We start from the raw sequence: 12,097 nt of genomic DNA on the forward strand, positions 1-12,097 counted from the left end.
CCGCAAAGTTTAATATGCCTCTAACCGATGTTAAAAAGCGTTAATCTTTACAGAATCGAAGCTGGCCAATGCTTTATACGCTCTTAATCCTATAGTGCCCGACTGATACTGGCTATCTTTTGCAGAAAGAATAGCTTTTGCAGATCCGTTTATAAAAATATCGAAATTATCGCCCTTAGCAACAATTTTTAAGGTGTACATTTTGTTCATTTCAACAGGATATTTTGCTGAGCTCAGCACAATCCATTTTTGATCGCTCGCCTTACCTAACTGTACCGTTCCATCAACCGGGTTCAAACCAACATAATATCCCTGATAAGCATCAGGACCGATGGCCGGATTAGAAACCCGGAACATTAGGCCTGCATCGCCTGCGGTATTGATTTTTACATCGGCCTGGTAAGTAAAATCTTTAAAATCTGTGCCATTGGCTACATATTTTGAACCTTTAATGCCGTAACCACCAGAGCCGGCGTTTGAGGCTGAATTAACCTGCCCATCTTTCCAAAACCAACCACCACCATAAAAAACCCAATCTGCTGCCATTCCTTTATCAAAACTTTCTGTCAGGCTTTTATTTACTTTTTTGGGCTGACCAATTACCGGAAAGCAGCTTAAACGGATATTTTCGGATCCGTAGGGTACTAAAGTAATTTCTTCATCTTTTTCATCAGAGGCAACAGGACTAAAGGGCACATCAAAAGCTGCCACCTTGTTATAGCCTAAACCCCAGGAAGGGATTTTTTTGCCCTGAATCTTTAATTTTACAGGTGATGATGCTGCGATAAAAGGATTTTCTGGCATGGCAGATTTTTCGATTTTAACGGTACTGTTTAAATTTCCTTTAGTTAATGAAAGTCCATAATTCCATGGTGAGGCGGGAAGGATTTCATAATCGGTAAAACCAGCAACAGGATGCGTTTTGGTAATTTTATTTTCAGCCTTGATTTCTAATGCATAAACGATTGGACCACGCATTACACTTACCGAATTATTTACCTGAATTTGCGTACTTACCTCCATCGGGAAATTAAGTTCCAATTGGTCGTTATTTTTCCAATCGCGGCTAATTGAGAACATTTCTCCTGCTTTTACACCGCTTAATAGAGTTCCGTTTAATTTTATGACCGGTTTAATACTCCATGCCGGAATTCTCAAAATTAACGGAAATGATGCCGGTGCTGTCAGACCGATTTTTAACCTGATCTGTTCTTCGAAAGGGTAATTGGTTTCTTCGGTAATTTTAATTTTTTTGTTCCCGGCCACTAAAGTTTCTATTTCCATTGGACCATAGGTAATTACGGCCAGCCCCTTACCGGGTGTAGCCACCACGCTATTTTTCACAAAATACGGCCAGCCCATGTGCATATTATAGCGGCAGCAACCATAGCCTGAGTAAGGACTGGAAACGATGCCAGAAGCATAATCCTGATTAAAGCCATGTTCGCCATGTACGCTTTGTACCTGATTAGGCAAGGTATAATAAGAATGATTTTTAAAATCCCTGCTAAATTGGGCGGGAAGGGCATTAAAGGCTACTTTTTCGAGCTGATCGCCAATTTTTGCCTCGTGAATTACTTTGGCAGCAGTTTCTAAACTCTGCATCCATTCTACCACGGTACAGGTTTCTACCCCTTCAACACTGCTGGTACCTGCCAGAAATTCTGTTCCGGAGCCTAAACCTTCAGGCTGGCCGTGATCGTGCATGATATGCTGAATACCTTTTAAAAGGGCATCGCGGTTGGCAGGCGAGTCGTTCAGTTGTGCATAAACCACAGGGAATTTTAAGGCCTGAGCCACATTAACCATGTGTTTTGGCTGAAAATCGTCACCATAAAAATAAAACCCGTTATTGGTATAAATATCAATCCAGGGATAAGCCTGTTCTTTTAATTTTTCTACCAGTTTTAAGAGGTCCTTATCGCCGGTTTTATTGTAAAGCCAGATGGCAATTTCCATATTGTCGCCAGCTCTTGATTTACCCCATTCTTTTAAAGGATCGGCATCGAGATTGGCCAGTTCGTATTTAAAATATTTGGAAAGAAACGGGATTACCCTTTTATCATTTGTGGCTTCGTAATAACTTTGAAGGGCATACATCATGGGCATACGCGGCCACCAGTCTTTCATTTTTGGCGGACCGAACAAACCATTTGGCTGCTGATTATTGAGCGTCCAATCGATATATTTTTGTGCTTTAGCTTTAAGCGCAGGATCATCTAAGGTATAAGCCAGAGCTACTAAACCTTTAACATAGTAAGGTACCCGCTCCCATCCGTTACCATCTCCGCCAAGCCAATCGGTATTTTTACCCAGGTTATCTTTCTCCGGATATAGTTCTTCGGCCATTCCTGTTGCGCCATCGCGCTGTTGCTCGAGTTGTTTTAATAACCACCCTTTGGCTTTTATACTGCCGAGCGGCAATTGCACATAAACCTGTTGTTTTAATGGCGCTTTATTAAATTCGGTTAAATTTTGGGCTTGTAAATTTTGAAAAACTAAACTGGAAATCAGAAAACAAACTGGTGTTACTATTCTCTTCATAAAAGGATTATTGGTTAGATAATTATTTCTATAAAACTAACAAATATAGGCGAATAATAAAACGATTTAGTAAATATCCAAGAAGGTAAATAAGTAATTGATAATCAAAAAATTATCATAAAAAAAAACAAAACCGACAACTTATATTAATAAATTGCCGGGCTTTATAAAAAGTTATTTATAAAAATTATTTTTTGCCGAAAGTGATGCCTTGCCAGGTATCCGTTCTGAACGGTGATGCCGGAAGCCCATCACTTGTAACAAGATTTGCTACGGGATTATTTCCCCATGCATAGCGCACAGCAACAGGATTTGCAACCTGATCGCTGCTTACTACAATCTGATTTCCCTGGATACTGGCTTTTGCCCAGTGAAATTTCTTATCTGCCCCTGCAATGGCAAAACCGGTAAGGGCTGCACCATCTGCTACTTTTATTCCATTTTCGGTATTGCTAAAGGTTAAACGGATCTGTTTTCCTTCAACTTTAGCAGATTGGTAAACCGGCCCTGAATAGTTATTTTTCTGACCGTAAGTTTTAGCCAGTGCGATCAGGCCGAGTCTTCTTCCTACTTCCTGTTTGTTTTTAGGGTGAATATCTTTTGCGTCGCCAATATCGATAATGGTTGCCATGCCGGTATTTGGTAAAGTTAGTGTTCTCTGTTGTGCCTCCCTAAGTTCGGCCCAGGTCGATTCTACAGGAGCATTATCTACCTGCATGTAATTGGCCAACTGTACAAAATAGAAAGGAAAATCGCCCTGCCCCCATTTCTGGCGCCAATCTTTAATCATTACAGGAAATAACTCACGATATTGATAAGCCCTATCGGCATTGCTTTCTCCCTGATACCAAATGGCTCCTTTTATTGAAAACTGTATAAAAGGATGAATCATGGCATTATATAAAACAGTTGGTCGGTTGGGTCCGCTTTCGTCGGCAGGTTTTGGTCCGATGTTATTAAAATTGAGTCCAACTTTATATTTCCAGTCTCCCGTAAGTGAAATTTGCCCGCCAGCGTTATTTGTTAAATTTAAATTTTTGCCTTCGCCATAAATTCCGCCGCCGCCACCACTATCAAAAACGCGCACGGTAATGATATTTTCGCCGGGTTTGAGTAAATCAGCTGGTATTGTATAGGTTCTTCCTACATTATAACCAACGGTTTCGCCAACTTTTACACCATTTACGTAAGTGATGTCGTTATCATCAATAGTACCAAGGTTAAGTTTTATACCGCTTGTTTTCCAATTTTCAGGAATATTCACCTTTTTACTGAACCATACAATGCCATCGAAATTTTTGAGTGCTGCCTCTTCCCACAAAGTTGGTAAAGTCATGCTTTTCCAGTTGGTAGTTTCTGCTGCAGTCCATTTAAGCTGTCCGGCATGATATCCGGAATCCTTTTCTGTAGTCATTTTAACCCAACCAGCTATTTTTTCATCGTATGAAACTGTTGAAGAATTTTTAGCGGCTTGCTGGATTTTATCAACGGCTGCAGAAAAATCAGTCATTTTTTTAAGCGATTCAGCGCTGGTCCAGGCTTCTGCAATGGTACCACCCCACGAGGTATGGATTAATCCGATTGGGATTTTTGTTTTCTCGTACACTTCGCGGGCAAAGAAATAGGCTGTAGAAGAAAAATCTGCAATATATTTTGGACTACATTCCTGCCAGCCGCCATTAGTTACTTTGGCATCGCTTAACGGAACATTACTGGTGATATGTTCTGCCTGTAATAAACGGATGTTTGGGAATTTCGCATCTGCGATTTCTTTTTCATAATTGTTTATTTTCCCCCAGCCTGCAAGTGGCATTTCCATATTGGATTGACCTGAACAAATCCATACATCACCGATTAATACGTTACTAAGCTCCAGTAATTCTCCATCCGAAATGGTGATGGTGTAAGGTCCGCCATAAGCAGGAGTTCCAACTTTAATTTTCCAATTGCCTATTGCATCAGCAATGGCACCATAATTAATTTTATTCCACGAAACTGTGATTTTAACTGCTTTACCAGCAGTTGCTTTACCCCAAATTGCAACATTTGTTTTTTGTTGTAAAACCATATTATTGCTAAAAACCGATGGCAACAAAATTTTCGCTTGTAAAAACTGGAAGCTGAATATTAATAATGCAAGTAGAAATAAAGATTTTGATCCCGGGATGCTCATAATTGATCTGTATTTTGATGATTAGATAGCGAATTTACATTTTCTACGGGTTAACAGCAATACATTCATTGCCCCGGGCAAATTTATGTTAAAAATGAGGTAAAATTCGTTCAATTGTTTTGGGTAAGAATATCATTTTGCTTATTTTGCAGGTCTAAAAGAACAGCTCTGGATTCAAGATCGAATTGCCGGACGTTCCTCAAATTACTGAATTAATGGTTAAGATTTTTATAGGCGGCCTTCCTGACAACATCCAAGAGATGGATTTGGCAATACTGGTTAGTCTTCACGGCAGGGTAGAAACAATTAAAATTGTGCGCGACAGGGCTACGGGCAAATGTAAGGGTTATGCTTTTTTGGAAATATATAGTCTTCCTGATGCCAAAAACATTGTATCTACTTTAAATGATGAAACTTTTAAAGGCAATGTTATTACGGTAAAAATATCGGAAGAGGACAATACCGCTAAAGCGGTGAAACCAAAAACCAACCAGCCTTTTAAAAGTAAAAGACCAAGGTTACAGCGGTAATTTTTCTTCAAATTTCTTTACAACATCTTACCCTTTCAGTTTTCTTTGTTTTTATAGCAGCAAACTGTTAATCAGTATTTGCTTTCTGTTAATTAGTTTTTTGACGATAAACTTTTTTATCTGGTTCTAAACCTATATTTTGCCAGCATAGTTCCGATGCTCATGTAAATAACCGACATAAACAGATATGGAAAATTATGCCATTGTAATATTTATTTTAGCGGTAATGATCGGTTTATCCTCAATTGCCGACCATATTAAAATCCCCTATCCTGTTTTATTGATTATTGCCGGTATAGCAGTTGGTTTTATTCCTTCTTTACCGCCTGTTGATATTAATCCGGAAATTATTTTTTTGATTTTCTTACCACCATTACTCTACGATGCCGCTTTTAATATTTCGTTCAAGCAGTTTAAAACCAATATTAATACGATTCTTACATTAGCTATATCACTTGTTTTTATTACGGCAATAGGCATTGCTGTTGTGGCACATTATATAATTCCGGGTATGAGCTGGCCGATATCTTTCGTACTGGGTGCGATTCTTTCTGCTACTGATGCGGTTGCTGCAATGAGTATTACGAAAGGATTAGGCTTATCGCATAAAACCAATACCATTTTAGAGGGCGAAAGTTTGGTTAATGATGCTTCGGCACTGGTAGCATACCGTTTTGCTGTTGCGGCAGTAACCGGAACCGCTTTTGTATTTTGGAAAGCATCGTTAGAATTTGCAGTTTTAATGGCGGGAGGTTTCCTGATTGGTATGGTAATGTCGAGAATTCTGGCTTTTATTCTTAAAAGGATACACGATAACCGGTTGGCAACCATCAGTTTTATGTTGCTGATGCCCTTCGTTACCTATTTAATTGCTGAACAAGTGCACGTTTCGGGCGTAATTGCTGTGGTAATGCTGGGCTTAAGCATCTCGAGATTCAGCAATATGGTTTTCCCGGAACAGCTTAAAAATCAGTCGAAAAATATCTGGGACATTATTATTTTTTTATTAAACGGATTGATTTTCATCTTAATCGGGCTGCAGTTTCCTTACGTTTACAGGAACATCAATAGCGCAGATATCCTGCCTTATATTGGTTATTCTTTTGTGATTACCATTCTAGCTTTGCTGCTTAGGATGGCACGTGTTTTCCTACAACGGTTTAACCTTCAGAAAGCTTTTCAAAAAGGAAAACATAAGATTACAGAAGAGGCTTTATTAGATTTTAAAAATAGTCTGATTATTAGCTGGTCGGGTATGCGGGGCATAGTTTCTTTGGCTATTGCCATCGGATTACCAGCTACTTTAGCTGATGGAAGTGCTTTCCCGCAGCGTAATGCTATTATTTTTATTTCTGTTGTGGTGGTTCTTTTTACGCTTATCGGGCAGGGGCTTACTTTACCATGGTTAGTTAGGAAACTGGCAACTGAAGATGAAGGATAATGCTCTGTTTTACTTCAGAGAGTGCAAAGAACTAAAATCACAGAGAGCGTATAGGTTAGATAGATAAACTTTGACAATCTTAAAGGCTTATTGCACAATAGGATTGTTAAAGTGTACTATAATCTGATTATAAACTTAAAGGGCGACTTACCCTTGACTATCGTAACTATTTCATTTATCATTAAGGAATTAAGGTAGTTAAGAAAACTTTGACAATCTTAAAAGCTTATTGCACAACAAGATTGTCGAAGTGAACTATAATATAAATAATGATCTGATTATAAACTTAAAGGGCGACTTAGCCTTGACTTTCGTACTTATTCCATTTATCATTAAGGAATTAAGGTAGTTAAGAAAACTTTGACAATCTTAAAGGCTTTATGCATAACAAGATTGTCAAAGTGAACTATAAATAAATTATGATCTGATTATAAACTTAAAGGACGACTTACCCTTGACTATCATAACTATTCCATTTATCATAAAGGAATTAAGGTAGTTAAGAAAACTTTGACAATCTTAAAGGCTTAGTGCACAATAAGATTGTCAAAGTCTAGGCCGTTATTGATTTACCAATACACGCTGTAAAGGGCAACCAATAATCCTATAATTAATAATGCACCAACGGCAAAACTGGTTGAAGTTTTAAACATTTTGGCATCGATAGCCAGTCCTTTCGCTTCTGCTTTTGCTTTATTGCTCGATAAGCTAATGATTAACATACCAAGGATACAAAAAACAAAAACAAAACCCATTCTGTCTAAGAAAGGTATTTCGTAAACACCTGCGGCATTTTTAACCGAAAAGCCACTTCCCGACAGCCATGAAAGATCGGTAAGATTAGGTAAGAATTTAAGTACGATAGAAAGGGCAAAACCGCCAATAGTAGCAAATAATGCCGCACCTGAAGTTGTTCTTTTCCAGAAGAAACCTAAGATAAACATGGCAAAAATACCAGGTGATACAAAGCCTGTATATTCCTGGATGTATTGAAAACCACCTTTTTTATCAATCCCCAGGAACGGAGCAATTACTACTCCCAGGATCATAGCCACAACGATAGAAATTTTACCAGTTGTTACCAGATTTTTTTCTGATGCTTCAACATTTAATACCTTTTTATAAATATCCAATGTAAAAATAGTAGCAATACTGTTTGCTTTACCTGCTAACGAAGCCACCACGGCAGCGGTTAATGCGGCAAAAGAAAGTCCTTTTAAACCTGCAGGAAGCAAATTTAACAATACCGGATAAGCACGATCTGGATTTACTGAACCACCCTGAATCATTTCTGACTGGAAAGCGCCATCTTTATATAAAACATAAGCTGCAATACCCGGAAGTACTACAATAATCGGCATTAATAATTTTAAGAATGCAGCGAAAAGAATCCCGCCGCGGGCCGTTTCTAAATTTGCCCCCAAAGCACGCTGGGTAATGTACTGGTTACAGCCCCAATAATTTAAATTCACAATCCACATACCGCCTACCAATACACTTAAACCTGGTAAATCGATGTAATTTTCGTTGTCAGGCTTTAAAATCATGTGAAAATGCTCTGAGGCTTTAGTTGTCATCAAGCTATAACCTTCGAAAATCCCTGATGTACCATAATGCGTAGAAACGAGGTTTAAAGCCAGATAAGTGGTTGCCAAACCACCTAAAATCAGGAAAAACACCTGAATCACATCGGTATAACCGATTACTTTCATCCCGCCGAGGGTAATGATGATGGCAAAAATAGCAATGGCATACATACAAAAACGCAGATCGAAACCAGAAATACTGCTTACGGCCAAAGCACCCAGATAAAGGATCGAAGTTAAATTTACCACCACATACAGCAATAACCAGAACACGGCCATAATCATGGCCACTGTTCCATTATAGCGCTGATGCAGGAATTGCGGCATAGTAGCAATTTTATTTTTCAGGTAAACCGGAATGAAGAATACCGCTACCACTACTAAAGTAAGCGCGCCCATCCATTCGTAAGTTGCAATGGCTAAGCCCATTTTAAAGCCTGAGCCACTCATGCCGATGAACTGCTCGGCAGAAATATTCGAGGCAATTAATGATGCACCAATGGCCCACCAGGTTAAAGAGCCTTCGGCAAGAAAATAATCTTTTGAGCCTGTAGATTCTGATTTTTTCTTGTTGTAGATGTAGAGCCCGTAAGCGGCTACAATAACGAAGTATATTGCAAATACAATATAATCCTTCGTGTCTAATAAATTGTTCTTCATTGATTTATTTTGGTTAGTGTATCTAAGCTGTATTAATTGTATAAGCTGGTTCCATTATCGGTTTGGACGGTATAAGCATCTAATTTTAACCCAAACTCCAGCTGGTATTTAGCAGCCAGTTCTTCGATGAGACCGGCAATTTTATCTTCCTTAACAATATTTATGGTACAGCCACCAAAACCTCCTCCCATCATCCTGGCACCTAATACATCATCCAGGGGTTTAACAGCATCAACCAGAAAGTCGAGTTCTTTGCAGCTCACTTCGTAATCTTTGCTTAAACCTTCATGTGTTTCGAACATTAATTTGCCCAAACCTTGCAGGTTACCATTTTCCAATTGCTCTGATGCGGTGAGCAAACGGCCAATTTCTTTTACTACGAAACTACATTTTTTGTACACCTCTTCGTCTTTTGGTTTAACATAAGCATCCAGCATGCCTAGATCAACATCACGCAGGGTATTTACATTTGGGTAATGCTCTTTAACCCAGGCAACACCCTGTTCGCATTGTGCCCTTCTTTTGTTGTAAGCCGAATCGGCCAGGGCATGTTTTACATTGGTGTTTAATAACAATAATTTATATCCATCCAGTTTTAAGGGGATATAGATGTGTTTCATCGACCGGCAATCGAGCATAATGGCCTGATCTTTTTTACCAAACACCGAAGCAAACTGATCCATAATACCGCAATTAACGCCTGCAAAAGTTTGTTCGGCTTTCTGCGCAATTAAAGCAATATCCATTTTCGGAACGGAAAGCGAAAAAAGCTGATCGAGAGCAAAACCGGTAGCACACTCTACCGCAGCAGAAGATGACAAACCAGCGCCCAACGGCACATCGCCATCGATATAAAAGTTAAAACCACCCAGTTTATAACCTCTTTCTTTTAGCTGATCGGCTACTCCCAAAATATAATTGGCCCAGCTGTTTTCTGATTTTTTTAAATTTTTAACCGATGAAATATCAAATTGCTGATAGCTTTCTGAAAATAAATGGATTTCATCATCTTCTCTTTTAGATATAGCCACATAAATGGCCTTATCAATAGCGGCCGGCATCACAAAACCACCATTGTAATCGGTATGCTCGCCTATAATGTTGATCCTTCCGGGAGAGCGCACCAGGAGCGGTTCGGCATTGAAAAGCTTTTTAAATGTATTTTTTAACTGTTGTGCATTCATTTTTAGTATTTTATCCTTCAGTCTTGCTGATTTTATAGTGTATGGTAGACATTTCTTTTAAACGGTTTGCGGCAAATTCAGGTGTAATATCTCGCTGTGGATTGGCCAGCATTTCGTAACCTACCATAAATTTTTTAACAGTCGCCGAACGCAATAAAGGAGGATAAAAATGCATATGCCAGTGCCATTCAGGATAATAACCATTGTTTACCGGCGTTTGGTGCATTCCGGCTGAGTAAGGAAAAGAGGTTTCGAACAGGTTATCGTATTTGGTTGTAAGTACTTTAATTGCTTCTGCCAATGATTTCTTTTCCGCCTCGCTGAACAATTTAATGCTGTTTACATGGCGTTTGCTGATGATCATGATTTCGTATGGCCAAACTGCCCAGAAAGGAACCAACACTACAAAATGATCGTTTTCAAATACAACACGTTCGTTCTTTTTCAATTCCAGTTTTAGGTAATCGGCAAGCAAACTTCTTCTATGAATGGCATAATAAGTTTTCTGACGTTCGGTTTCTTTGGCAATTTCGAGGGGAATATCACCCTGCGACCAGATCTGTCCGTGCGGATGCGGGTTGCTACAGCCCATTATTTCGCCTTTGTTTTCAAAAATCTGAATGTATTTGATCCAATCGTTTTCGGCCAGACTGTTAAATTCATTCTGCCAAACATTTATCACTGCGGTAATGGCTTCCACACTCATTTCGGGTAGCGTAAGGTTATGCTTCGGGCTAAAACTGATTACCCGGCAAAGCCCTCGCTGGTTATTTGCCACCAACAAATCATTTTCATTCATATCACCTGCAGGTGTATCTTCGAGCAAGGCTGCAAAATCATTGTTAAAAACAAAGCTTTCGGTATAATCCGGATTGCTATCGCCATCTGCCCTGCCATTGCCCGGGCATAAATAACATTTGGGATCGTATTCGGGACGGTTATCAGGTGTTACATCTTCAACCTTGCCCTGCCAGGGCCTTTTAGTGCGGTGTGGGGAAACTAAAACCCATTCTCCGGTTAATATATTTAACCTGGTGTGTGGGTTACTGTCGAGTTCGAATGTCTGGTTCATCTTATATTTTCAATTGGTTAGAATAAGGAAGTCATTTTACTTCACCCGTCTAAGCCGCCAAATTATAAAATTAATATTAATTGTCAAACAGACAATTAATATTAATTTTTATATTCGTGAAAATTTGAACATATTAAGGCCTTAAAACCTCATATAAAAAATGATTGAATATTCCAGACAGCCGCATTACCTTGTTGCTGTTGATTGTATTGTATTTGGATTTGATGGCGAGCACCTTAAAATTCTTCTTGTAAAGCGCGGTTTAGAGCCCGAAATAAATAAATGGAGCTTAATGGGCGGTTTTGTTGGTGCTGAAGAAAGCCCTGATGATGCTGCAAACAGGGTATTGAAAAAAATGACGGGTTTGGAAGGCGTATATCTGGAACAAATGCAGATTTACGGCGAACCTAACCGCGATCCGATAGAGCGCACGCTTTCTGTGGGCTATTTTGCACTAATTGATATCCATAAGTACGAAGCGCAGTTAAATGATGATTATGAGGCCGAATGGTTTTTGATTAACGACAGGCCTAAACTGATTTTCGACCATAACCAGATGGTTGCAGATGCCCGTAAAAAATTAAGGTATAAGGCGGCCCTCCACCCTATTCTGTTCGAAATGTTGCCTAAAAAATTCACTATACCGCAATTGCACATCCTTTTTGAAGAGGTAAACGACACCAAAATCGATACGCGGAATTTCAGTCGTAAGATTACATCGACCGGACTGCTGATTAAACTTGCTGAAAAAGACAGAACAGGTTCAAAGAAAGGCGCATTTTATTTTAAACTTGATAAAAAGAAATATGCGGCCAATGCACAGGCCTTTTTAAACCTGATGCCCAATCTGAAAGTTTAGGTTTTACTTCTGTTGGTGCTATGAAAGCTAAAACAAAAACAAAGCCTT

General features: G+C 39.1%; 8 protein-coding genes. 3 read left to right on the forward strand and 5 right to left on the reverse strand.

Annotated elements, in window-relative coordinates; genetic code table 11:
- Positions 1–30: 30 nt before the first annotated feature.
- Together ABD769_RS22430 and ABD769_RS22435 are read right to left on the reverse strand one after the other, a co-directional pair.
- Complete coding sequence (locus tag ABD769_RS22430; protein WP_344853593.1) at positions 31–2,544, reverse strand: beta-L-arabinofuranosidase domain-containing protein; 2,514 nt, start codon at positions 2,542–2,544, stop codon at positions 31–33.
- A gap of 187 nt (positions 2,545–2,731) precedes the next feature.
- The gene (locus tag ABD769_RS22435) at positions 2,732–4,717 is read right to left on the reverse strand and encodes a sialate O-acetylesterase (protein WP_344853594.1); all 1,986 of its coding nucleotides are present in this window, start codon (positions 4,715–4,717) and stop codon (positions 2,732–2,734) included.
- A gap of 215 nt (positions 4,718–4,932) precedes the next feature.
- Here ABD769_RS22435 and ABD769_RS22440 point away from each other — a divergent pair, with 215 nt between their 5' ends.
- Together ABD769_RS22440 and ABD769_RS22445 are read left to right on the forward strand one after the other, a co-directional pair.
- Positions 4,933–5,247 (forward strand): RNA recognition motif domain-containing protein, encoded by a 315-nt coding sequence (locus ABD769_RS22440; protein WP_344853595.1) that lies wholly within the window; start codon positions 4,933–4,935, stop codon positions 5,245–5,247.
- A gap of 187 nt (positions 5,248–5,434) precedes the next feature.
- A complete protein-coding gene (locus tag ABD769_RS22445) occupies positions 5,435–6,688 on the forward strand; it encodes a Na+/H+ antiporter (RefSeq protein WP_344853596.1) in 1,254 nt (417 codons plus the stop codon).
- A 569-nt stretch (positions 6,689–7,257) separates the two neighbouring features.
- Here ABD769_RS22445 and ABD769_RS22450 read toward each other — a convergent pair.
- From ABD769_RS22450 to ABD769_RS22460, 3 genes are read right to left on the reverse strand one after another with little or no spacing between them, the layout of a single operon-like run.
- A complete protein-coding gene (locus tag ABD769_RS22450) occupies positions 7,258–8,934 on the reverse strand; it encodes a sodium/sugar symporter (RefSeq protein ID WP_344853597.1) in 1,677 nt (558 codons plus the stop codon).
- Between the two features lie 32 nt (positions 8,935–8,966).
- Positions 8,967–10,118: a galactokinase gene (locus tag ABD769_RS22455; RefSeq protein ID WP_344853598.1), complete on the reverse strand. Its 1,152-nt coding sequence runs from the start codon at positions 10,116–10,118 to the stop codon at positions 8,967–8,969.
- Positions 10,119–10,128: 10 nt separating this feature from the next.
- Positions 10,129–11,190 (reverse strand): UDP-glucose--hexose-1-phosphate uridylyltransferase, encoded by a 1,062-nt coding sequence (locus tag ABD769_RS22460; RefSeq protein ID WP_344853599.1) that lies wholly within the window; start codon positions 11,188–11,190, stop codon positions 10,129–10,131.
- Positions 11,191–11,350: 160 nt separating this feature from the next.
- Between ABD769_RS22460 and ABD769_RS22465 the strand changes: the two genes are divergently transcribed.
- On the forward strand, positions 11,351–12,049 hold the full coding sequence (locus tag ABD769_RS22465; protein ID WP_344853600.1) for an NUDIX hydrolase: 699 nt from the start codon (positions 11,351–11,353) through the stop codon (positions 12,047–12,049).
- Positions 12,050–12,097: the final 48 nt, after the last annotated feature.

The sequence above is a fragment of the Pedobacter jeongneungensis genome (assembly GCF_039538295.1).
Classification (GTDB): Bacteria; Bacteroidota; Bacteroidia; order Sphingobacteriales; family Sphingobacteriaceae; genus Pedobacter; species Pedobacter jeongneungensis.

Excerpts from the sequence above, each read along its gene's own strand:
- ABD769_RS22430 (WP_344853593.1), bottom strand. The coding sequence starts at position 2,544 with ATGAAGAGAATAGTAACACCAGTTTGTTTTCTGATTTCCAGTTTAGTT.
- ABD769_RS22435 (WP_344853594.1), bottom strand. The coding sequence starts at position 4,717 with ATGAGCATCCCGGGATCAAAATCTTTATTTCTACTTGCATTATTAATA.
- ABD769_RS22440 (WP_344853595.1), top strand. The coding sequence starts at position 4,933 with ATGGTTAAGATTTTTATAGGCGGCCTTCCTGACAACATCCAAGAGATG.
- ABD769_RS22445 (WP_344853596.1), top strand. The coding sequence starts at position 5,435 with ATGGAAAATTATGCCATTGTAATATTTATTTTAGCGGTAATGATCGGT.
- ABD769_RS22450 (WP_344853597.1), bottom strand. The coding sequence starts at position 8,934 with ATGAAGAACAATTTATTAGACACGAAGGATTATATTGTATTTGCAATA.
- ABD769_RS22455 (WP_344853598.1), bottom strand. The coding sequence starts at position 10,118 with ATGAATGCACAACAGTTAAAAAATACATTTAAAAAGCTTTTCAATGCC.
- ABD769_RS22460 (WP_344853599.1), bottom strand. The coding sequence starts at position 11,190 with ATGAACCAGACATTCGAACTCGACAGTAACCCACACACCAGGTTAAAT.
- ABD769_RS22465 (WP_344853600.1), top strand. The coding sequence starts at position 11,351 with ATGATTGAATATTCCAGACAGCCGCATTACCTTGTTGCTGTTGATTGT.